A 22,063-nucleotide genomic window follows, 5' to 3' on the forward strand; every position below is an offset into this window, starting at 1 on the left:
AGCCTTGATGACCGCCATGCGCAATCCGGGCAGGCTGGACTTGGCGCCGCATGGGGCCTAAGTAGCGGCGAAATTCAGGAAAGGGTGCGATCATGGGCTTTCGGATGGGAATTGTCGGGCTGCCGAATGTGGGCAAGTCCACGCTGTTCAATGCGCTGACCAGAACCGCCGCCGCACAGGCCGCCAATTTTCCCTTCTGTACGATCGAGCCGAATGTGGGCGAGGTGGCCGTGCCCGACCCGCGCCTTGACAGGCTGGCCGGGATCGCGGGCAGCAAGCAGATCATCCCGACGCGGATCACCTTTGTCGATATCGCGGGTCTGGTGAAGGGCGCCAGCAAGGGCGAAGGGCTGGGCAACCAGTTCCTGGCCAATATCCGCGAAGTCGATGCCATCGCCCATGTGCTGCGCTGCTTCGAGGATGGCGACGTCACCCATGTCGAGGGGCGCGTCGACCCCATCGCGGATGCCGAGGTGATTGAAACCGAGCTGATGATCGCCGACATGGAATCGGTCGAACGTCGTCTGGCCAATCTGGCGCGCAAGCTGAAGGGCGGCGACAAGGAGGCCGCTGAGCAACAGGACCTGCTGAAGCGCGCCCTTGCCGCGCTGGAAAACGGTCAACCTGCCCGAACGGTGGACATCGCCGAGGATGAGCGCAAGACGTGGAATATGCTGCAACTGCTGACGTCCAAGCCGGTGCTGTATGTCTGCAATGTGGCCGAGGACGAGGCCGCCAAGGGCAATGCCCTGTCCGACAAGGTTGCAGAGATGGCCAAGGCGCAGGGCGCGGGCCATGTCGTGATATCGGCCAGGATCGAGGAAGAGATTAGCCAGCTTGAGGCCGAAGAGGCCCAGATGTTCCTGGGAGAGATGGGGCTGGACGAAGCCGGGCTGGATCGGCTGATCCGCGCTGGCTATGATCTGCTGGGTTTGCAGACCTATTTCACCGTCGGCCCGAAAGAGGCCCGCGCCTGGACGATCACCAAGGGCACGCTTGCTCCGCAGGCTGCGGGCGTGATTCACGGCGATTTCGAAAAGGGCTTCATCCGCGCGGAAACCGTGGCCTATGACGATTACATCTCGGGCAATGGCGAGGCGGGCGCGCGCGAGGCAGGCAAGCTGCGGGTCGAGGGCAAGTCCTACGAGGTCAAGGACGGCGATGTCCTGCACTTCCTGTTCAACGCCTGAACCGCAGCGGCAAGGCGCGAACTGAAAAGGCCGGGCAATCGCCCGGCCTTTCGCATCCTGCCACGGGCTCAGACGATCACTCGCGGTTACCCATGAATTGCAGAAGGAACATGAACAGGTTCAGGAAGTCCAGATACAGGCGCAGTGCGCCCATGATCGCGGTCTTGCCGATGAAGTCCTTGTCCGAACCGGCCATCTGCAGATAGGTGTTCTTGATGTTCTGCGTGTCATAGGCGGTCAGGCCCGCAAAGATCAGCACGCCCAGGATCGAGATCGCGAACTGCATCGCCGAGCTTTGCAGGAAGATGTTCACGATCGAGGCGACGATCAGGCCGATCACCCCCATGATCAGGAAGCTGCCCCATCCCGAGATGTCCTTCTTGGTGGTATAGCCCCACAGCGACAGACCCGCGAAGGCGATCGCCGTCACAAGGAAGGTCTGCACGATCGAGAACGGCGTATAGACCAGAAAGATCGAGCTGATCGACAGGCCCATCAGCGCCGCGAAGGCGTAGAACATGAACGTCGCGCCCTGCACCGACAGGCGGTTCATCGCCGCGCCGAACGCGAACACCATCAGCAGCGGGGCAAACATGATCACCCATTTCAGCGGCGAGGCATAGATCGCCATGCCAAGCTGGGTCAGCTGCCCGCTTGCATCGACGGCAGCCGTGCTGATGCCGTAGGCTGCGACGGCGGTCACACCCATGCCGACCGCCATCAGCCCATAAACCTTGTTCATGTAGGCCCGCAGGCCTTCGTCAACGGCCGCGCTGCGGCTGCCAACGCCCTGCGCGGTTCGGTATGTGTTGTAATCTGCCATCAATGTCTCCCTCTCAGGCGTTGCGGGCAATGCCCCTGCATATGCGAACCATATTGGCAGGCTGACGCCCCGTTTCAATGCCGAAACGATGCCCGGACCGCGCATTTCACATGGTTATCACGATCTTTCCAACCGATTTCCGGCTGCGCAGCAGCTGATAGGCTTCGGACAGCCGCTCCAGCGGCAGAACCTGACCGGCGACAGGCGCCAGACGGCCGTTTTCGAACATCCGCAGCAGGTCGTCCACGCTTGTCCTGATGGCTTGCGGATCCAGTTGACGATAGCCACCCCAATAAAATCCGTGAATCGCGATGTTCTTGACCAGTGCGTGGTTCAAGGGCAGTGCGGATGGCTTGCCCCCGGCAAATCCGATCACCAGAAACCTGCCGCCGCGCCGCAGGGCGCCGAACGCCTGCAGTCCTGCCGTGTCGCCGACCGGGTCATAGACGACATCTACGCCTCCCAGCTCCCTCAGCGCCGACTTCAGATCCGGGCAGTTCGTGCTGTCGATCACATCAGCGGCACCGGCGGCACGCACCGTTTCCAGGCGTTCGGGGCCGCGGGCGATCCCGATGACGCGGGCGCCAAGCGCGTGACCGATTTCGACCGCCGTCAGGCCGACGCCGCCCGCGGCCCCCAGCACGGCCAGCGTCTCGCCTTCGCGCAGTCCTGCGCGCATTGTCAACGCCAGGTGGCTGGTGCCGTAGGCGACCAGAAAGCCCGCCGCCTGCTCGAAACTCATTCGGTCCGGAATGACATGGCAGGCCACGGAAGGCACGGCGATCACCTCGGCCAGTGTCCCGGGAAACGACACCGCCACGCGGTCCCCGACAGACAGGCCGCTGGATGAGGGTGCGTCGATCACCTCGCCCGCGCCTTCCAGCCCGGCGACGAACGGGGCGTCTTGCGGTTCCTGATACTGTCCTTTCGCCTTCAGCAGATCGGCAAAGTTCAACGCGCCCGCCCGCATGCGCACAAGAACCTTTCCATCTGCAGACCGCGGTGCGGGATGGCGCAGGACGACAGGGTCCTGACCCAGCGCCTCGACGCGGGCGATTCGTATCTGCTCAGTCATCACGATCTCCGGAAAAATAAGACAATGAGTTCACCTGCTTGGCCTGTTCATCCCAAAGCTGCACAAAGCGCAATACGACACCTGTCTTTTTGGTCAGAAACGATCCAGTTAACCATGTTGACACTCGATAATTGCGGCGGCTTGGGCTACTGCCTCTTTAGATTGAATGGGGTTAACGATGAAACACGGTGTAGATGTTCATGTTGGTAAGCGTATCCGTCATCGTCGCTGGATGATCGGAATGACGCAACAGCAACTGGCCGACAAGGTCGGTATCAAATTTCAGCAGATTCAGAAATACGAAACCGGAATGAACCGTGTTTCCGCGTCCCGCCTTTGGGATATCGCGCGGGCGGTGGATGTTCCGGTCAGCTTCTTTTTCGAAGGTTTGCACGAAGGCGAGATTGAGGCCGCGGTCGAGGGTGACATCCTGGCCGATAAAGAAGCACTGCAGTTGGTTCGCGCCTATTACGCGATGCCCGCGGCGCAGCGCCGCCAGATCTTCGAACTGGCGCGGGTTCTTTCGGACGCCGCCTAAACACACGCTGATCCGGCCGACCACGACAGTGGCTCGGCGGGATTGTCTTTGGCGCATTGGCGTCAGCTTTCCCTGAACAGAGTGGTTTTCTGTGCCTGCGGCCACTGGCAGGCGCGATAACTTGCCGCTAGACCTGCCGGTAACGGATCACCACGGGCGGCGGGGGACAGCGATGCAGGACGCACAGCAGATCATCGACACCGCGCACGAAATGGCCGACGCGGCACGCAAGGCCATCCTGCCCCTGTTCCGATCGTCCAGCATCATTACGGACAACAAGCGGCCAGAGGATTTCGACCCCGTCACGCAAGCCGATCGCGCCGCCGAAGCCGCAATGCGTGACGTGTTGTCGCGAAGGCGGCCGCAGGACGGGATCTTCGGCGAGGAGTTCGGTCGGACCGACGGCGACAGCGGACTGACCTGGATACTCGACCCGATCGATGGCACGCGCGCCTTCCTGTGCGGCGCGCCAAGCTGGGGCGTGCTGATCGGGCTGGGCGACGACGCAGGGGGGATCCGTTACGGCCTGATCGATCAGCCCTACCTGCGCGAGCGTTTCGAAGGTGGCCTTGGGCGCGCCCGGCTGGTCGGACCGGATGGTGAAAGGGCGCTGGCCACGCGGCAAGGCGTCACGCTGAGCGGTGCCACGCTGATGACCACCTTTCCCGAAATCGGCTCATCCGCCGAGGCGCAGGCGTTCCGTCGTGTCGCGGATCGTGTGCGGCTGACCCGCTATGGTCTGGATTGCTATGCCTACGCGCTGCTGGCGCTTGGCCAGGTCGATCTGGTGATCGAGGCCGGGTTGCAGCAGTACGATATTGCCGGCCCGCTGGCGGTGGTCGAGGCGGCAGGCGGCATCGTGACCGACTGGCAGGGGGGATCCGCCGCACAGGGCGGGCAGGTGATCGCCGCTGCCTCGCGCGACCTGCATGCGCAGGCGCTGGAGATGTTGCGCGGCTGACCCCGCCATCGTTTCCGACCCACGAGAAAGAAAACGAGAACCGACAGGAGGCGCGCATGGCAGAAGAGGAACGTCCGGATCAGCAGGATCAGGCTGCCGAAAGTCAGGTTGCAGATCCGGATGAGGACGAATTTCTGCCGCGACGCGAACTTCTGGACCAGATCGACGAGGCCATCGAGGCCGAAGATCGCGACAGGCTGAATGCCCTGCTGGAACCGATGCATGCGGCAGATATCGCCGACATCATCGAACGTCTGCACGGTGCCGACCGGCGCAACTTCCTGCAATTGTACTCGGGCGAGATCGACGGCGAGATCCTGTCCGAGATCGACGAAGGCGTTCGCGAGGAGGTTCTGGAATTTCTGCCGCCCGAGGTGCTGGCAGAGGCTGTCCGCGAGATGGACAGCGACGATGTCGTTGACCTGATCGAGGACATGGACGAGGCGGAACGTGCCGGCATTCTTGCGGCGCTGGACGATTCCGATCGCGCTGCGGTCCAGCAGTCGCTGGCCTATCCCGAATACTCGGCCGGTCGCCTGATGCAGTCCGAGGTCGTGACCGCGCCCGAACACTGGACGGTGGGCGAAACCATCGACTTCCTGCGCGCCGAGGAATGGCTGCCCGAACAGTTTTATCACATCATTTTGGTCGATCCGCGCCGTCACCCGATCGGATATGTGGCGCTGGGACGGTTGCTGTCCTCGCCCCGTGCAACCGCCCTGCGCGAGATCACCGAAGACAGTTTTCGCCCGATCAGCGCCTATGCCGAGGAAGGCGACGTGGCGTACGCGTTCAACCAGTACCATCTGATCTCGGCACCCGTGGTGGATGGGGACGACCGGTTGGTGGGCGTCATCACGATGGACGACGCGATGGCCGTGATGGACGAGGAACACGAAGAAGACATCCTGCGACTTGCCGGTGTCGGCGAGGAATCGGCGATCACCGACAGCGTGACCGAGACGCTGCGACAGCGGCTGCCGTGGCTGATGGTGAATCTTCTGACGGCGGTGCTGGCGTCGCTGGTGATCGCGGTCTTCGAGGCCACCATCCAGAAGATCGTGGCACTGGCAGTGCTGATGCCCATCGTCGCCTCGATGGGCGGCAATGCGGGCACCCAGACGCTGACCGTGGCGGTGCGGGCCTTGGCGACGAAAAGCCTGACCGGCGGCAATGTCTGGCGGGTTGTTCGGCGCGAAGCCATCGTCGGGGTGCTTAACGGGCTGGCCTTTGCCGTGGTGATGGGGATCGTCGCCTATATCTGGTTCGACGGCGTGTCGCTGGCCGCGGTGATCGGCATCGCGATGATCGTCAACCTTGCCATCGCGGCGCTGGCAGGAATCCTGATTCCGCTGGCCCTTGAAAAGGCGGGTGCGGATCCTGCGCTGGCTTCGGGCACGTTCGTCACCACCGTGACCGACGTCGTGGGCTTCTTCGCGTTTCTTGGGCTGGCGTCGGCGGTCCTGCTGTGAGGGCGGCGGAAAAGGCACAGCTGCGCGCCCGCGCGCTTGCGGCACGTCTGCAATCTGGCGGCGATCAGCACGGGATTACCCGCAATCTGGCCGACGCGCTGCGCCCTTATGCCGGGCAGGTCTTGTCGGGATACTGGCCGATGCGCGGCGAGGCCGATCCTCTGCCGGCCATGGCGGCGCATTCCGGGCCATTGTGCCTGCCGGTCGTCACCGGCAAGGCCGTCCCGCTGATCTTTCGGGCATGGGACGGCAAGACCCTTGAGCCCGGTCCGTTCGGCACATCGCACCCTCCGGCACCCGCGCCGGAATTGTCGCCCCAGGTTCTGATCGTTCCGCTGGCCGCGTTCGACCGCGCCGGGAACCGGATCGGCTATGGCGGCGGCTATTACGACCGAACGCTTGAGGTATTGCGCCGCGACGGAGCCTGCGTCGCGATCGGTCTGGCATTCGCGTCGCAGGAAGTGCCATCGATCCCGGTCGAGGCTTTCGACCAGCGACTGGACATGATCGTGACCGATCAGGACGTCATCGTGCCGGCGGGCGACTGAGAGATCTGTTCAGGTCCGGCCTTGCGTATGCATCATCCGGCTTCGCCCAAGGCCCGGATGATAGCGCCGAAATCATCAGCTTTCAGGCTTGCGCCGCCCACCAGCGCGCCATCCACATCGGCGATTGCAAAGATCTCGGCGGCGTTCGACGGCTTGACGCTGCCACCATACAACAAGCGCAGATCGGCGGCGTCTCGGATCCTTTGGGCAAGAACGGCGCGTATGCGGCCGTGGACCTCGGCGATCTGATCTTTCGTCGGGGTGCGCCCCGAGCCGATCGCCCAGACGGGCTCGTAGGCGATGACGGTGTTCAGGGCAGTTGCGCCCGGAGGGACCGAACCTGCAAGCTGGGTTTCGATCACCTCCAAGGTCTGGCCAGAATCGCGCTGCGCCTCGGTCTCGCCCACGCAGATAATCGCAATCAGGTCGGCCTCGTGCGCGGCTGCCGCCTTGGCGGCAATGTCATCATCGGTTTCACCATGATCTGCGCGGCGTTCAGAATGGCCGACGATGACGTAATCCGCGCCGACATCCTTCAACTGCACGGCCGAGATGTCGCCGGTATGCGCCCCGGAGGATCGGGTGTGGCAATCCTGACCGCCCAAGGCAATCGGGTGCGCGCCGATGCGTCCCTTCACTGGATGGATCAACAGGGCAGGCGGGCAGATCAGGATATCGCAGCCGGGATCCGGGAACGCGTCGCACAAGGCATCAATCTGGGTCAAGGCCGCAAGATCGCCGTTCATCTTCCAGTTTCCCGCCGCAAGCCGCCGTGGTGACATGGTTTCCTCCGTTTTCTGCCCCTCTGGCTTAAGCGGGGAAGGCCGGGGGCGCAATCATGATAGCGCCGCAACCATGGCAGTAATCAGGCATGCCGCTGTCTCAGATATCTTGGGCGCGACTTCCCTCAAGCGGCTCGAACCGCACGGATTCCCCGCAGCCGCAGGCATCGGTGACGTTGGGATTGCGGAACCTGAACCCGGATTCCAGAAGATCGGTCTGGTAGTCGATCTCGGTTCCGAACAGGAACATCTGCGCCATGGGCGCAATCATGACCCGTGCGGCACCCTGTTCGACGACTTCTTCATTCGCGTCCGGCGCCTCGGCCAGTTCCATGGTGTATTCCATGCCGGCGCAACCGCCCTTTTTCAGCCCGATGCGCAGGCCGAAGGCGTTCTTGCCAGACATCAGCCGTGCGATCTGGCGTTCGGCTGCGGGTGTGATGGTCACGGGTGAGGTGCCGGGCATGGCAAACATCGCAGGAACCTTCTCTTTGTCCTCACACCAAGATAGGTGCCGCGGCAGCACGTCTCAACCCCCGCCGCCGGGCTTCATTCTGACGAAAACATCTGGCGACGCCTGTACCAAGCCCTGCAACGCGGACTTGGCTGCAGCTTCATCGTCCTACATGAAGCCCAGTTCCAGCCTGGCCTCGTCGGACATCATGTCCATTCCCCATTGCGGCTGAAAGGTCATCTCGACATCGACCTGCTTCACGCCGGCAAGCGGTTCGATCGCGTCCGCGACCCATCCCGGCATCTCGCCTGCGACGGGGCAACCGGGCGCGGTCAGCGTCATGATCACCCGAACCTCGTTCGCGTCATTGATCTCGACCGTGTAGATCAGGCCCAGGTCGTAGATATTGACCGGGATCTCGGGGTCGTAGACGGTCTTGCACGCTTCGACGATCTGTTCGTAAAGCGGGTGATCGGTGCTTGAAGGCGCGATCAGCGGGGCGCCTTCCATCATCGGTTGGGTCATCGCGTCATCCTGACAATTCCAACCATTTATATAGGGCAACACCCGCCTTGGGTCCAGAGCGTGCCCGTCGTTGCGCCCCGCCGGCAAAGCGGGTAAGCACCCACGGTTTTCCGCCAGAGGCAGTCACCCGCGATGTCCGACCGATTTTCCTTCACGTTGCAGGCCACAGACGGGCGTGCGCGCAGCGGCGTCATCGACACGCCGCGCGGCCAGATCCGAACGCCGGCCTTCATGCCCGTGGGCACCGCCGCGACGGTCAAGGCGATGCTGCCAGATTCCGTCCGTCAGACCGGGGCGGACATTCTTCTGGGCAATACCTATCACCTGATGTTGCGGCCCGGCGCCGAGCGAATCGACCGTCTGGGCGGACTGCATAAATTCATGAACTGGGATCGGCCGATCCTGACCGATTCGGGCGGTTTTCAGGTGATGAGCCTGGGTCCGCTGCGCAAGCTGACCGAGGAAGGGGTGACCTTCGCCAGCCATATCGACGGCAGCAAGCATCATCTGACCCCCGAACGCAGCATGGAGATCCAGCGTCTTCTGGGCAGCGATATCGTGATGGCCTTCGATGAATGCCCCGCGCTGCCCGCGACCGAGGATGATGTGGCCAAATCCATGCGCCTGTCGATGCGGTGGGCGCAACGGTCGCGCGACGCGTTCGGCGACCGACCCGGTCATGCCCTGTTCGGCATCATGCAGGGCGGCGTCACCCGCGACCTGCGCGCGGAATCCGCCGAAGCCCTGACAGGGATCGGCTTCGACGGCTACGCCATTGGCGGACTGGCCGTGGGCGAGCGGCAGGAGGCGATGTTCGGCGTTCTGGATTATGCGCCGGATTTCCTTCCAGCTGACAAGCCGCGTTACCTGATGGGTGTCGGCAAGCCGGATGATATTGTGGGCGCGGTGCAGCGGGGCGTGGACATGATGGATTGCGTGCTGCCTTCGCGGTCCGGTCGGACCGGACAGGCCTGGACCCGGCGCGGGCAGATCAACATCAAGAATGCCCGCCATCAGGACGACCCGCGGCCGCTGGACGAGAATTGCGGCTGCCCTGCCTGCCGCAGCTATTCCCGCGCCTATCTGCATCATGTGTTCCGCGCCGGCGAGATGATCAGCGGCATGCTGCTGACATGGCACAACCTGCATTACTATCAGGATCTGATGTCGGGACTGCGTGCGGCCATCGCCGGGCAGCGCCTCGATGACTTCGTCGCCGCGTTTCACGCCACGCGCGCCGAAGGCGACATTCCACCGATCTAGTCTTTTCGGGCAGGAAACCGGCTTCTCAAGCTCTGTCTCTTTCCATCTGCCGCGCTTGCGCTTATGCCTCTTCGGATCGGCGGACGACCCGCCCAAAGCCTGAAAGAGCCGAATGAGCCAAGACATCATCACCATCACGCGGACCGCTGACCTCGCCCGTTTCTGCGAGACCGCGAAATCGGCGCCCTATGTCACCGTCGATACCGAATTCCTGCGCGAGCGGACCTATTGGTCCAAGCTGTGCCTGATCCAGCTTGCGATCCCGCCCGCTTCGACGGCGAAAGAGTCGGGCGGAGAGGCGGTGCTGGTCGATCCGCTGTCCGACGGGCTGTCGCTGGAACCGCTTTACGACCTGTTCCGCCACCGGCAGACCGTAAAGGTGTTCCACGCCGCGCGCCAGGATCTGGAGATTTTCTTTCACGACGCCAAGCTGTTTCCCGAACCGCTGTTCGACACGCAGGTCGCCGCGATGGTCTGCGGCTTTGGTGAGCAGGTCGGCTATGAGACGCTGGTCCGCAAGATTGCCAAGGCCAGCTTGGACAAGTCATCGCGCTTTACCGACTGGTCGCGCCGGCCCTTGTCGGACGCGCAAAAAGCCTATGCACTGGCGGACGTCACCCATCTGCGCGCGATCTACGAATTCCTTGCCGCCGAGTTGAAGAAGAACGATCGCGAAAGCTGGCTGGCCGAAGAGATCGCGGTGCTTGAAGACCCCGAGACCTATATCAACCGGCCCGAAGATGCCTGGTTGAAAGTCCGCACCCGCACGAATTCTCCGCGCTTCCTTGCGATCCTGCGAGAGCTTGCGCAGTTCCGCGAAACCTATGCGCAGGAACGCGACATCCCGCGAAGCCGCGTCTTCAAGGACGATGCGATGATCGAGATCGCATCGACCAAGCCCGCGTCCGAGGCGGATCTGGGCCGGTCGCGCCTGCTGCTGCGCGAGGCGCGCCGGGGCGATATCGCGGCGGGCATCATCGCGTCCGTAAAGGCCGGGCTCGAGGCGAAGGATCTGCCGCAGCCCAAGAAGGAAGAGCCCGGCAAGCCCGGCAACGCAGCCCTGTCCGATCTGCTGCGCGTGCTTCTGAAAGCCAAGGCCGATGCCGCGGGCGTCGCGCCCAAGCTGATCGCGTCTTCGGCGGATCTGGATGCCATCGCCACCGGCCAGCGCGATCTTCCGGCATTGAACGGCTGGCGCGCGGAAGTGTTCGGACAGGACGCGTTGCGCCTTGCGGCGGGTGAAATCGCGCTGTCGGCACGGGACGGGGCCGTGCGCGTCGTGCCGGCAGACTAGGACGATGCGGGTCACGCTAGGCCGGCTGCGACCCGAGGACGCGCCCCAGATCGCGGGCGTTCTGAACGACTGGGACATGGCGCGCTGGCTGACCGCGCTGCCGTGGCCCTATGGCCTGCCCGAGGCCGAGGCGTTCATTGATTCCACCGGACCGGACGAAATGGCGATCCGCGCGGGTAACAGGCTTGCGGGCGTCATCCGGCTTACGGAAAATCTGGGCTATTGGGTAGCACCGGGTTTTCAGGGGCGCGGCATCGCGCTGCGGGCGGCGGTTCTGGGCCTGACGCGGTGGTTTGCCGCAGGTCACGACGGCATCGACGCGCGTCATCTGGTCGGCAATCACCGATCCGCGCGGCTTCTGGCGCGGCTGGGATTTCGCGAAACGGGTGAAGGCGAAAGCTGGTCAGTGCCCGTGGGACGAATGATGCCGACGGTCACGCTGCACCTAAGCCGCGCAGATTTCGCCGCGCGGCACGGTATTTCGCTGACGACGGCGAGGTTGGTCATCGACGCTTTCCGTCCAGCCGATCTTGAACCCCTGCACCGCATCACCACGCAGCCTGACGTGGCCCGAATGCTGCTGAGGTTTCGCCCCGGCATGAGCCTGGATGAGATGGCGACGATCTTTGACGATCAGTCATTGCTGCCGCCGATGCGTCTGACCGTGCGGCATCGGGACCGCGTTGCCGGATCGATCGGGATCAGTGCGGGCGATCCGCCACGGATATTCTACTGGCTGGATCCGACGCTGGCCGGGCAGGGGCTTGGACAGGAAATGGTCGGGGCGTTCCTGGACGAGATCCAGGACCGGTTCGATCCGCCGCAACTGCTGGCCGATGTGTTCATGGACAACATGGCATCGCGGCGGCTGCTGAAGAATCTGGGCTTCCAGCGGGTCGAGGACGGGATGCTGAAATCCTGCGGTCGTGACGAAGCGGCACCTGCCGCGTTGTATCGCTGGGATTGGCGTTCGCGGCTTTAGCTGCCGCTGCCCGGGATCACCTTGAACATCGCCCGCCGCTCTTCAGGGGTTCGGGGTGCCGGAGGCCGCAGTCCATCGGCCTTGGGCAGGCCGTTCTGCGCCCGTTCGGGATCGTCCTCGATCGTGCCCGAGCGATCAGGTCGTGCAGGCTTGGCCCGCTTTGCACGACGGGCGAACGGTGCGCCATCCTCGCCAAAACCGGCAACTGAAGGTGTTGGTGCGAGGACCTTTCCACCCTCGATGATCGGACTGATCTCTTCCGAAATCAGATCGAACCGGCGCGGTGCGACGCCGGTCTGACCCTCGGCGATCAAGCAACCCAAAGCGCGCGTGACATCGCCCAGATCCGATCTCAGCGGCAGCAGCAGCATCCGCCCCTGCAGTTCGGGGCGGGCATAATCCGCCTTGCCATGCAGGCGCAGCTCGGCGATCTGGGGGGCCCTGAAGACGCTTTCCAGCACGTCCGACAGCCGTCCGCGGGATCCGGGGTTAAGGAACGCGCACAGCGGCATGCCGCGCACCTCCATGCCCATCAGGTCGATCAGATGCCGCCCGGCAAGCCGGAAACGCGCCGCCCCGGGCGCGATGCGTTCCAGGATGAAGGCATGATCCAGTGCACGATGAATGCCCCGCGGCTCTATCTCGGATCGCGCGGGGATGGCCCGGCCACGCCTCAGCCCGTGCCAGTAATCGCGCATCTCGGCCAGAAGGCGCGCGGGCTGGGTCCGGTCAAAGTCCGACAGCCGTACAAGCTGCGCCGACGGCGGCAGGTCGTCCGTGCCTTGCTGTTCGTCCTTGCCTTTGCCGTCGGACACGTCCGGAACCTCGTTAAACCTGAACACCGACCCGCTGCCATTCGCGCACGGGTATATGACTGTGCGCAGGATACGCCGAAGCCCGCATCCATGCCGAGTCGTTTCCTAACGAATGGTTAAGACAACCACACGAAGGTCGAAATAGGCGCGATTGCCGATCGCCTCCCGCGTCCCGCCCATGGCGCGCTGGCCGGGGTCTTGACCCTTCCCCATCGCTGGTCCATCCCGTTCGGCGATAGCCGTGCGAAAGGGAATACGCAGATGGACCGCACCGGGTTGCTGATCATCCTGTCATCGCCTTCGGGTGCGGGAAAATCGACGCTTGCACGCCGGCTGATGGATTGGGACGGCGATCTGCGCTTTTCCGTGTCTGCCACGACCCGGCCTCCGCGTCCCGGCGAGATCGACGGACAGCATTATTATTTCACCACGCCCGACATGTTTCGCGACATGGTTGCCGACGGACAGATGCTGGAACATGCCGAGGTGTTCGGCAATCTTTACGGCAGCCCGCGCAGCCCGGTCGAGGCGGCAATGCGTCAGGGCCGCGACACGTTGTTCGATGTCGACTGGCAGGGCGGCCAGCAGATCCGCGCCTCGGCGCTTGGCGGGCATGTGGTGTCGATCTTCGTGCTGCCACCGTCCCTGCCAGAGCTGGAGCGGCGCCTGCGCGCGCGCGGGCAGGACAGCGATCAGGTCATCGCGGGCCGCATGCAGAAAAGCCGGTCCGAGATCAGCCATTGGGCGGAATACGATTATGTTCTGGTCAATGAAGATCTGGACGGGACCGAGGATCGGCTGCGTGCGATCCTGACCGCCGAACGGCTGCGGCGTGACCGGCAGGCCGGGCTTGGCCGGTTCGTCAAACGCCTGATGGAGGAGGAAAGCGCGTGATCTGGGAACTGGATGGCATCTCGCCGCAGATCGCGGACAGCGCCTGGGCCGCGCCCGACGCGCAATTGATCGGGCGCGTCGTGCTGGAAGACGAGGCGTCGGTCTGGTGGGGCGCGGTGCTGCGTGGCGACAACGAGGAAATCCGCCTCGGCCGCGGCAGCAACCTGCAGGATCTATGCGTCTGCCACACGGATATGGGTTATCCCCTGACCATTGGCGCGGACTGCACCATCGGGCATCGCGCGATGCTGCATGGCTGCACCATTGGCGACGGCGCGCTGATCGGCATGGGAGCGACGATCCTGAACGGCGCCGTGATCGGCGCGGGTGCGCTGATCGGGGCGGGCGCGCTGGTCGCCGAGGGCAAAGAGATCCCGCCCGGCGCCTTGGTGATGGGCACGCCCGGCAAGATCGTGCGGATGCTGGACGACGCGGCGCGCGCGACGCTGTCGCAGTCGGCGTCACGGTATCGCGCCAATGCTGCGCGGTTCCGCGCCGGGCTGCGGCGCGTGGAATGAGCCGCGCGACACAGCGCAATGCGGACGCCTTTCTCAGCGGCGTTCCGGTGCCGATGCTGGCCGTCGATGGGCGCGCCCGAACGATTGCGGCCAACGCCGCCGCCACATCGTTGTTCGGCCCCGATCTGCTGGATCGCCCCTTCGTCACGGTCCTTCGCCATCCCGCCGTGGTCGAGGCCGTGGACTGGGTGTTGCAGCCTGACAGTCACCCCGCGCCGCCGCCCGATCCAGCCTTGCCGACCCCGCCTGAAGGCGTCGTCAGCCTGCGTGCCCAAGTCATCGCGGATGGCCGCGACATCGCCGCCGAGATCACGGTTGCCCCGCTGCCCGCTGCGCTGGGTCGCGGTGCGACGGTTGCGATCATCGACCAGTCTGTGGCCGACGAAGCGGAACAGATGCGCCGGGATTTCGTCGCGAATGTCAGCCACGAGCTGAAAACGCCGTTGACCGCGATGATCGGTTTCATCGAAACATTGCGCGGTCCGGCGCGCGGCGATCCGAAGGCACGCGACCGGTTCCTGGACATCATGGAGCGCGAGGCCAACCGCATGAACCGGCTGGTCGCGGATCTGCTGTCACTCAGCCGCGTGCAGGCCGAGGAGCGCCGCCGGCCGTCCTCTGAAGTTGATCTGCCGATGATGCTGCGCGGGGTTTTGGCCACGATGGCGCAGGCGACCGAAGCTGCGGGGGTCGAGGTCGAAACCGAAGGGCTGGAAGGCAGCCGTCTGCTGCCCGGCGACCCCGATCAGCTTGTGCAGGTGTTCCAGAACCTGATCGAGAATGCCTTGAAATACGCTTCAAGCGGCGGTCATCTGGGCGTCCGGCTGCGCCGGATCGAGTATGAGCCGCTGATGCGCGGCCCGGCGCTGGCCGTGGATATTTCCGACCGGGGAGAGGGCATTGACGAACGCCATCTGCCGCGGCTTACCGAACGTTTCTATCGCGTCGATACACATCGCTCGCGTGCCCAAGGCGGAACCGGTCTTGGATTGGCGATCGTCAAGCATATCGTCAATCGCCATCGCGGCCGCCTGAAGATCGAAAGCCGCAAGGCTGAGGGCAGCCGCTTCACCGTGATCCTGCCCGAGAAGCTGACCCGAGCCTAGAACGGAAACGGTGGGCAAGGGCCGGGCGGGCGACCCCTCGCCCTTGCGGACGCCATCGCCTATAACCGGTGCAAACCGACAAGAAGGGAAGTCCGATGTCGCTATCTTCGCAACCCGATCCCGCCAAGCTTGCGGCTGCGCGCGCCGCCGTGGCGTTGGTCGAGGATGGCATGAAGCTGGGTCTTGGCACCGGCTCGACCGCCAGCGTGATGGTGCGCGAACTGGCCGCCCGCGCCGCGGCTGACGGGCTGAAGCTGCGCTGCGCCGCCACGTCCCAGGCGACGGCCGAGTTGGCCGAAAGCCTTGGGCTGAATGTCGAGCCGCTGGACCAGATCGGCTGGTTGGACCTGACCATTGACGGCGCGGATGAGGTCGATCCCGACCTGCATCTGATCAAGGGCGGCGGTGGCGCGCATCTGCGCGAAAAGATCGTCGCAGCCGCCAGCGACCGGATGGTGGTGATCGCCGATCCGGGTAAGGTCGTCGACCGACTTGGCGCCTTCCCGCTGCCGGTCGAGGTGCTGCAATTCGGGTTCGAAACCACCCGAACCCTGATCCGGCGGGCGTTGCAGGCGCAGGATCTGGGCGGGCATGACGTGATGCAGCGGCTGAAGGGCAGCGATCCGTGGGTGACGGATGAAGGGAACGTGATCCTGGATCTGCATCTGGAGGCGATCCCCGACGCGGTGGCGCTGGCCCGCGCGTTATCGGCGATCCCGGGCGTCGTGGAACACGGGCTGTTTCTGGGCATGTGCGATCTGGCGATCATCGGCAAGTCGGACGGAACGGTCGTCGAACTGGATCGCGACGAGGGAATAGACGCCGATCTTCTAGCCGGTGAAGGGGATTGAACTTCATGACATTCGACTATGATCTGTTCGTCATCGGCGGCGGCTCGGGCGGGGTACGTGCCGCGCGCATTGCAGCAGGCGAACACGGCGCGCGGGTCGGTCTGGCCGAGGAAAGCCGGATGGGCGGCACCTGCGTCATTCGCGGCTGCGTGCCCAAAAAGCTGATGATTTTTGCCAGCCAGGCAACGCAGATGGCCGAGGAAATGCGAGGCTATGGCTGGTCGGCGGCCGAAAGCGGGCATTTTGATTGGCATCTGTTTCGCGAAAAACTGGACGAGGAACTGAACCGGCTTGAACGCGCATACGGGGCGAATGCCGAAAAGGCCGGGGTCGAGATATTTCATCAACGTGCAAGGCTGGTCGATCATCACACCGTCGAACTGGCCGACGGAACCCGCAAGACGGCAAAGCACATTCTGATCGCTGTTGGCGGCCGACCCTCGAAGATCGGCATTCCCGGAGAAGAGCTGGGCCTGATCTCGGACGACCTGTTTCTTCTGGATGAACTGCCGCGTCGTGCATTGCTGATCGGCGGCGGCTTCATCGCCTGCGAATTCGCGACCATCCTGAACGGGCTGGGCGTCGGTACCGTGCAGGCCTATCGTGGCGATGCGGTGCTGCGCGGATTTGACCGCGAGGCGCGGGAAATGGCGACGCTGCAGTTGCAATCGATCGGTGTCGATCTGCGCCTCGGGGTGTCGCCGACCCGACTGGAACGCGACGCAGGCCGTATCGTTGCGCATTTCGACGATGGCAACGCGGACCATTTCGATGCGGTGTTCTTCGCGACCGGTCGTGATCCCTATACCAGCGATCTGGGGCTTGAGAATACCGGGGTCCGGCTGCGCGACAACGGCGCGATCGAGGTGGACGAATGGTCACAAAGCTCTGTCCCGTCGATCTTTGCGGTGGGCGACGTGACCGACCGGGTGAATCTGACGCCTGTCGCGATCCGCGAAGGCCACGCCTTCGCCGACACAGTGTTCGGGGCCAAGGCGCGCAAGGTCAGCCACGAACCGGTGGCCAGTGCGGTCTATCTGCGCCCGTGCGAACTGGGCACCATCGGCCTGACCGAAGAACAGGCCCGAAAGCGCGGACCAGTGGATGTGTATTCGGCCGTCTTCAGACCGATGCGGTCGATGTTCGCGGGATCGGATGCGCGGACCATGATGAAGCTGCTGGTCGATCCTGAAAGCGACAAGGTGCTGGGCTGCCATATCTTTGGCCCCGAGGCGGGCGAGATGATCCAGTTGGTCGGGATTCCGATCACGATGGGCTGCACCAAGGCCGATTTCGATGCGACCATGGCCGTTCATCCGACCGCAGCGGAAGAATTGGTGACGATGCGCCATCCCGCGCGTCGCTACCCAGCGGACGACAACTAGGCGCGGCCGTCTGCCGCACGGAATCCGGTTGGAAACGAGGGCGATCAGGGTTGCACATTCGTGCGCTGGACCCCAGTTTCCTTGGCACGAAATATCAGGGAAGGAAGGTCGAGCATATGGCAAATCAGGGCCCTTGGGGCGGTGGCGGCAATGGTGGTGGGGACGATGACGACGATCGCGGCAAGCGTCCGTCGAACCGCCCCTGGGGCGACCAGCAGCCCCCGCGCGGCGGCCCGCGCCGGCCCGGTCAGGGTGGTGAGCAGATGCCCGAGATCGAGGAATTGATGAAGAAGGGCCAAGAACGCCTGCGCGTTCTGATGGGTGGCCGGGGCGGCGGCAATAACGGTGGCGGCGGGGGCGGAAAACGCCCCTCGGGTCCCAGCTTCGGGTTGAACCGTTCCACGCTTGCCATCGCCGGGCTTGTCGCCGTAGCGGTGTGGGGCTTTTCCAGCTTCTATCGCGTCCAGACCAACGAAAAGAGCGTCGAGTTCCTGTTCGGTCGTGCGGTTGCCGTCGGAACCGAAGGTCTGAACTTTGCCCCATGGCCTTTCGTGACCGCCGAGGTCGTTCCGGTGACGAACGAACGCGTGACCGAGATCGGGACGGGCCGGTCCGGCCCGATGGACAGCGGCCTGATGCTGACCCGCGATCAGAATATCGTGGACATGGAGTATCAGCTTGTCTGGAACATCTCGGACCCCGAGAAATACCTGTTCAACCTTGCCGACCCGTCGGACACGATCCGGGCGGTCGCCGAATCCGCGATGCGCGACATCATCGCGCGGTCCGAACTGGCGCCGATCCTGAACCGCGATCGGGGTGCCATCGCAAGCGATCTTCGCGACGCCGCGCAACGAACGCTGGACGCCTATCAGTCCGGCATCAACGTGGTTCGTGTGAACCTCGACCGCGCGGATCCGCCAAGCGAGGTGATTGACGCCTTCCGCGAGGTGCAGGCCGCGCAGCAGGAACGCGACCGGCTGGAGAAAGAGGCCGATGCCTATGCCAACCGCGTCCTTGCACAGGCACGCGGCGACGCCGCCGCAACGCTGGAGCAGGCCGAGGGGTATCGTGCCGAGGCCGTCAACAACGCCCAGGGTGAGGCATCGCGCTTCAACTCGATCTACGAGGAATATGTGAAGGCCCCCGAGGTGACGCGCAGACGGATGTATCTTGAGACGATGGAAAAGGTTCTGGGCGACGTGGACAAGGTCATTCTTGACGATGGCACGACCGAGGGTGGTTCCGGGGTGGTGCCCTATCTGCCGCTTGATCAGTTGCGCCGGTCGCAAGGCTCTGGCGGTGACAGCAGCAACGCGGACAACACCAATCGCAGCTCGATGACGACCGGAGGAACGAACTGATGGCACGCGCTTGGAAGTTTTCAGCCCTCGCAATCCCCGCGCTGGTCGTGGTGGGCGTCGTCGGAATGGCGTCGATCTTCATCGTGGACGAACGCGAAAAGGCGCTGGTCCTGCGTCTGGGCCGGGTCGTGGATGTTCAGGAACAGCCGGGTCTGGGCGTGAAGGTGCCGTTTCTGGACAATGTCGTGAAGTATGACGACCGCATCCTGGGCCTGCCCACATCGCCCCTGGAAGTCACGCCGCTGGATGACCGCCGCCTTGTCGTCGATGCCTTTGCGCGCTGGCGGATCACCGATCCGGTGCGTTTCCGTCAGGCCGTCGGCACCGGTGGCATCCAGGCCGCCCAGGGCCGGTTGGAACCGATCGTGAACGCCGCCATCCGCGAGGTGCTGGGCTCGGTTCCATCCACGAATGTGCTGTCCGATGACCGGACCACGCTGATGAACCAGATCCGCGATGAGGCACGCAACAATTCGTCCGGGCTGGGGGTCGAGATCATCGACGTGCGCCTGACCCGGACGGACCTGCCCGAGCAGAACCTGAACGCGACCTATGCAAGGATGCGCGCCGAACGTCAGCGCGAGGCCGCAGACGAGATCGCCCGCGGTGGCGAGGCCGCGCAGCGCGTTCGCGCCGCTGCCGACCGGACCGTGGTGGAACTGACATCCGAAGCCCAGAAACGGGCCGAGATCGTCCGTGGTGAGGCCGACGCCGAACGCAACGCGATCTATGCCGACGCATTCGGTCGCGACCCCGAGTTCTTTGCCTTTACCCGGTCGATGACCTCGTATGAACGCGCGCTGAAAGGCCAGAACAGCAGCATGGTGATGCAGCCCAATGGCGAATTCTTCACCTATCTGCGCGACGCGGGTTCTGAACGTGCCGAACCGGCACCGGCCCCGGTTCCGCCGGGATCGTCGGCCAGAAGCAATGCCGGGTCGTCCGCTGCCGCAGGCGAGACCGATGAGGAACTTGTGACGCCGAAGGTGACCGACCGTGAGGGCAACCCGCTGGGGGAATCAGCGGGGGTCAAGCTGACACCCGTGCCTGAAAGCCTTGCCACACCGCCGGAACAACCCTCCAGCGTCGTGCCGCCCGCCAGCGAGAGCGGCGCGCAGCCGGAACCGGCCGATGAAGGTCAGAACGATGCAGCCGGGGATGCAGCGGGGCAGGACGCCCCCGCGGCCGACGCGGCAGATCCAGAGAGTTCGGTTGATCCCGCAACCGAGGATCCCGCGACCGTAGACGCCGCGACCGAAGAGGAAGCGCCGGCGCCTGCCACGAACTGAGATGCGGGGGCGGCTGCATGGCCGCCCCTTTTCTTTTCGGCCAAGCCGCTGCAGCCTGATGCCTGCTGTGAGCGGATGGTGGGTTTCAAGGACCGTCCCTTGTGAGATGCGACAACCAGCACATGTCGCTGGCATTTGACGCGCGAAACGGATGCTGCAACAAAAGTCACGATCAGTTCACTGTCCGAGAGCGTGGTTTATTTGCAACGCGCCACCAAATCCCTTTCATATCAAACCCGTTCGCAGGGCAGCCCATGCGCTGCGACGAAATTCGAAAGATGAGGACATCCAGCATGAAGACGCTTTCTCCTCGGCACCTCCTGACCGCGTCGGTTCTTGCCGTAACGGTCGGTCTTGGCATTGCAGGCGCGCAGCAGGCGACAACCGATGTCTCGCCCGAAGCCAGCCAGCAGGCTCAGGAGGCGGCGAACAACAACCAGCCCTTGGGGGCCAATGTCACTGACGGGGCCAATCCGCAGGCCGCGCAGGCCAGCTTTGCCGATCTGGTCGAGAAGGTTTCGCCCGCCGTGGTGAACATCACGACCACGTCGGTGGTCACCCAACCCGCGGGCGGTCAGGGGCCGATGTTCCCCGAGGGCAGCCCGTTTTCCGACCTGTTTCGCGATTTCGGCTTTCCGGGCATGCCTGGTCCCGACGGGCAGCAGCGCAGGATGCCGCAGCGGTCCAATGCGCTAGGGTCCGGGTTCGTCATTTCGGCCGACGGATATATCGTGACGAACAATCACGTCATTGATGGCGCCGATGAGATCGAGGTCGAATTCTATTCCGGCAACACGCTTCCGGCCGAGGTCGTGGGCACCGATCCGAATACCGATGTTGCCGTTCTGAAGGTCGAAAGTGACGACCCGATTCCGTTCGTGAAATTCGGCGATTCCGACGTTGCACGCGTCGGCGACTGGGTGCTTGCGCTGGGGAACCCGCTGGGACAGGGCTTCTCGGCCTCCACCGGCATCGTGTCGGCACGCAATCGGGAATTGTCGGGCACCTACGACGATTACCTGCAGACCGACGCGGCGATCAACCGCGGCAATTCCGGCGGGCCTTTGTTCGACATGAACGGCGACGTGATCGGGGTGAACACGGCGATCCTGTCTCCCAATGGCGGGTCGATCGGGATCGGCTTCTCGATGGCATCGAACGTGGTCAGCAAGGTCGTCAACCAGCTGCGCGAATACGGCGAAACACGGCGCGGATGGCTGGGTGTCAAGATCCAGGACGTGACGCCCGACATGGCCGAGGCGCTGGGACTGTCCGAAGAACAGGGCGCGATGGTCACTGACGTGCCGGACGGTCCGGCAAAGGATGCCGGAATGAAATCGGGCGATGTGATCACCAGCTTTGACGGTGCCGAAGTCGAGGATACGCGCGGCCTTGTCCGTCGCGTCGCCGAGGCACCGGCCGGCGAGGCGGTGGACGTGATCGTTCAGCGCGACGGCGAACCCGTGACCCTCAGCGTGACGCTGGGACGGCGCGAGGTGGCCGAGGGCAACGAAGCCCCCAGTGCGGACCCGCAGGCGCCGAGCGAATCCGAGCTTCTGGGAATGACGCTTTCCACTCTGACGCCAGAAATTGCCGCGGAATTGGGCATCGACGGTGATGTGCAGGGGCTGGCAGTAAAGTCGGTCGATCCCGAAGGGGTGGCCGCCGACAAAGGGCTTGCCGCCGGTGACATCATCACCGAGGCCGGTCAGCAGCCGGTGGCCAGCGTTTCCGATCTGAACGACCGGATCGACGAGGCGCGCGAAGCCGGGCGCAAGTCGCTTCTGGTGCTGATCCGACGCGCGGGCGAGCCGCGCTTTGTCGCGCTGCCGATTCCGCAGGCGGACTGACCGCGACGGCGCCGAGCCCGAGACACAGACGAGGCGGGCCGTCCGGTCCGCCTCTTTTCATTGCGGCCGGGATTGAATATCTGA

General features: G+C 64.1%; 21 protein-coding genes and 1 pseudogene. 16 read left to right on the plus strand and 6 right to left on the minus strand.

The annotated features are described in order from the left end of the window. The first annotated feature begins 92 nt into the window (after nucleotides 1–92). The gene (gene ychF, locus MU516_RS04010) at nucleotides 93–1,190 is read left to right on the plus strand and encodes a redox-regulated ATPase YchF (protein WP_260275903.1); all 1,098 of its coding nucleotides are present in this window, start codon (nucleotides 93–95) and stop codon (nucleotides 1,188–1,190) included. 76 nt (nucleotides 1,191–1,266) lie between these two features. Here ychF and MU516_RS04015 read toward each other — a convergent pair whose 3' ends face one another. Continuing rightward, on the minus strand, nucleotides 1,267–2,013 hold the full coding sequence (locus tag MU516_RS04015) for a Bax inhibitor-1/YccA family protein (protein ID WP_209055023.1): 747 nt from the start codon (nucleotides 2,011–2,013) through the stop codon (nucleotides 1,267–1,269). Nucleotides 2,014–2,119: 106 nt separating this feature from the next. Next, nucleotides 2,120–3,088, minus strand: coding sequence for an NADPH:quinone oxidoreductase family protein (locus MU516_RS04020; protein WP_260275904.1), 969 nt, complete (start codon nucleotides 3,086–3,088; stop codon nucleotides 2,120–2,122). Nucleotides 3,089–3,266: 178 nt separating this feature from the next. On the opposite strand from MU516_RS04020, the gene MU516_RS04025 reads away from it, so the two are divergent. From MU516_RS04025 to MU516_RS04040, 4 genes are all read left to right on the plus strand, one after another. Continuing rightward, nucleotides 3,267–3,626, plus strand: a complete 360-nt coding sequence (locus MU516_RS04025; protein ID WP_260276254.1) for a helix-turn-helix domain-containing protein — start codon at nucleotides 3,267–3,269, stop codon at nucleotides 3,624–3,626. Nucleotides 3,627–3,798: 172 nt separating this feature from the next. Beyond that, on the plus strand, nucleotides 3,799–4,587 hold the full coding sequence (gene hisN / locus MU516_RS04030) for a histidinol-phosphatase (RefSeq protein ID WP_260275905.1): 789 nt from the start codon (nucleotides 3,799–3,801) through the stop codon (nucleotides 4,585–4,587). Between the two features lie 56 nt (nucleotides 4,588–4,643). Beyond that, on the plus strand, nucleotides 4,644–6,059 hold the full coding sequence (gene mgtE / locus MU516_RS04035; RefSeq protein ID WP_260275906.1) for a magnesium transporter: 1,416 nt from the start codon (nucleotides 4,644–4,646) through the stop codon (nucleotides 6,057–6,059). Beyond that, nucleotides 6,056–6,607: a 5-formyltetrahydrofolate cyclo-ligase gene (locus MU516_RS04040; protein WP_260275907.1), complete on the plus strand. Its 552-nt coding sequence runs from the start codon at nucleotides 6,056–6,058 to the stop codon at nucleotides 6,605–6,607. Before mgtE ends, MU516_RS04040 begins: the two co-directional genes overlap by 4 nt. A gap of 32 nt (nucleotides 6,608–6,639) precedes the next feature. On the opposite strand, the gene tpiA is transcribed toward MU516_RS04040, so the two are convergent. The 3 genes from tpiA to MU516_RS04055 all read right to left on the minus strand — a co-directional run bounded on the left by tpiA (nucleotide 6,640) and on the right by MU516_RS04055 (nucleotide 8,368). Beyond that, nucleotides 6,640–7,389: a triose-phosphate isomerase gene (gene tpiA, locus MU516_RS04045; protein ID WP_260275908.1), complete on the minus strand. Its 750-nt coding sequence runs from the start codon at nucleotides 7,387–7,389 to the stop codon at nucleotides 6,640–6,642. Nucleotides 7,390–7,489: 100 nt separating this feature from the next. Continuing rightward, nucleotides 7,490–7,864, minus strand: a complete 375-nt coding sequence (locus MU516_RS04050; protein ID WP_260275909.1) for a HesB/IscA family protein — start codon at nucleotides 7,862–7,864, stop codon at nucleotides 7,490–7,492. A 147-nt stretch (nucleotides 7,865–8,011) separates the two neighbouring features. Beyond that, complete coding sequence (locus MU516_RS04055; protein WP_209055031.1) at nucleotides 8,012–8,368, minus strand: SUF system Fe-S cluster assembly protein; 357 nt, start codon at nucleotides 8,366–8,368, stop codon at nucleotides 8,012–8,014. A 132-nt stretch (nucleotides 8,369–8,500) separates the two neighbouring features. Here MU516_RS04055 and tgt point away from each other — a divergent pair, with 132 nt between their 5' ends. The 3 genes from tgt to MU516_RS04070 all read left to right on the plus strand — a co-directional run bounded on the left by tgt (nucleotide 8,501) and on the right by MU516_RS04070 (nucleotide 11,907). After that, nucleotides 8,501–9,631 (plus strand): tRNA guanosine(34) transglycosylase Tgt, encoded by a 1,131-nt coding sequence (tgt, locus tag MU516_RS04060; protein WP_260275910.1) that lies wholly within the window; start codon nucleotides 8,501–8,503, stop codon nucleotides 9,629–9,631. Between the two features lie 112 nt (nucleotides 9,632–9,743). Beyond that, nucleotides 9,744–10,925, plus strand: coding sequence for a ribonuclease D (gene rnd / locus MU516_RS04065; RefSeq protein ID WP_425606808.1), 1,182 nt, complete (start codon nucleotides 9,744–9,746; stop codon nucleotides 10,923–10,925). Between the two features lie 4 nt (nucleotides 10,926–10,929). Next, nucleotides 10,930–11,907 (plus strand): GNAT family N-acetyltransferase, encoded by a 978-nt coding sequence (locus MU516_RS04070; protein WP_260275912.1) that lies wholly within the window; start codon nucleotides 10,930–10,932, stop codon nucleotides 11,905–11,907. On the opposite strand, the gene MU516_RS04075 is transcribed toward MU516_RS04070, so the two are convergent. Then, nucleotides 11,904–12,722 (minus strand): PAS domain-containing protein, encoded by an 819-nt coding sequence (locus MU516_RS04075; RefSeq protein WP_260275913.1) that lies wholly within the window; start codon nucleotides 12,720–12,722, stop codon nucleotides 11,904–11,906. The genes MU516_RS04070 and MU516_RS04075 overlap by 4 nt on opposite strands. A 261-nt stretch (nucleotides 12,723–12,983) precedes the next feature. Here MU516_RS04075 and gmk point away from each other — a divergent pair, with 261 nt between their 5' ends. From gmk to MU516_RS04115, 8 genes and pseudogenes are all read left to right on the plus strand, one after another. Continuing rightward, nucleotides 12,984–13,616, plus strand: coding sequence for a guanylate kinase (gmk, locus tag MU516_RS04080; protein WP_260275914.1), 633 nt, complete (start codon nucleotides 12,984–12,986; stop codon nucleotides 13,614–13,616). Then, nucleotides 13,613–14,134 carry a gamma carbonic anhydrase family protein gene (locus tag MU516_RS04085; RefSeq protein WP_260275915.1) on the plus strand — a complete coding sequence of 174 codons (522 nt, stop codon included), beginning with the start codon at nucleotides 13,613–13,615 and terminating at the stop codon, nucleotides 14,132–14,134. The genes gmk and MU516_RS04085 overlap by 4 nt, the downstream gene beginning before the upstream one ends. Further along, nucleotides 14,131–15,240 carry a sensor histidine kinase gene (locus MU516_RS04090; RefSeq protein ID WP_260275916.1) on the plus strand — a complete coding sequence of 370 codons (1,110 nt, stop codon included), beginning with the start codon at nucleotides 14,131–14,133 and terminating at the stop codon, nucleotides 15,238–15,240. The genes MU516_RS04085 and MU516_RS04090 overlap by 4 nt, the downstream gene beginning before the upstream one ends. Nucleotides 15,241–15,335: 95 nt before the next feature. Continuing rightward, nucleotides 15,336–16,091 (plus strand): ribose-5-phosphate isomerase RpiA, encoded by a 756-nt coding sequence (gene rpiA / locus MU516_RS04095; RefSeq protein WP_260275917.1) that lies wholly within the window; start codon nucleotides 15,336–15,338, stop codon nucleotides 16,089–16,091. A 5-nt stretch (nucleotides 16,092–16,096) separates the two neighbouring features. Then, the gene (gene gorA / locus MU516_RS04100) at nucleotides 16,097–17,476 is read left to right on the plus strand and encodes a glutathione-disulfide reductase (protein WP_260275918.1); all 1,380 of its coding nucleotides are present in this window, start codon (nucleotides 16,097–16,099) and stop codon (nucleotides 17,474–17,476) included. Nucleotides 17,477–17,592: 116 nt separating this feature from the next. Continuing rightward, nucleotides 17,593–18,840, plus strand: a complete 1,248-nt coding sequence (gene hflK, locus MU516_RS04105; RefSeq protein ID WP_260275919.1) for an FtsH protease activity modulator HflK — start codon at nucleotides 17,593–17,595, stop codon at nucleotides 18,838–18,840. Continuing rightward, nucleotides 18,840–19,799: pseudogene (gene hflC / locus MU516_RS04110) on the plus strand (protease modulator HflC); the annotation flags it as partial. The gene hflK and the pseudogene hflC, both read left to right, overlap by 1 nt. Before the next feature lie 623 nt (nucleotides 19,800–20,422). After that, nucleotides 20,423–21,979 (plus strand): DegQ family serine endoprotease, encoded by a 1,557-nt coding sequence (locus MU516_RS04115; RefSeq protein ID WP_260275921.1) that lies wholly within the window; start codon nucleotides 20,423–20,425, stop codon nucleotides 21,977–21,979. Nucleotides 21,980–22,063: the final 84 nt, after the last annotated feature.

Source organism: Paracoccus maritimus (assembly GCF_025195095.1).
Taxonomy (GTDB): Bacteria; Pseudomonadota; Alphaproteobacteria; order Rhodobacterales; family Rhodobacteraceae; genus Paracoccus; species Paracoccus maritimus.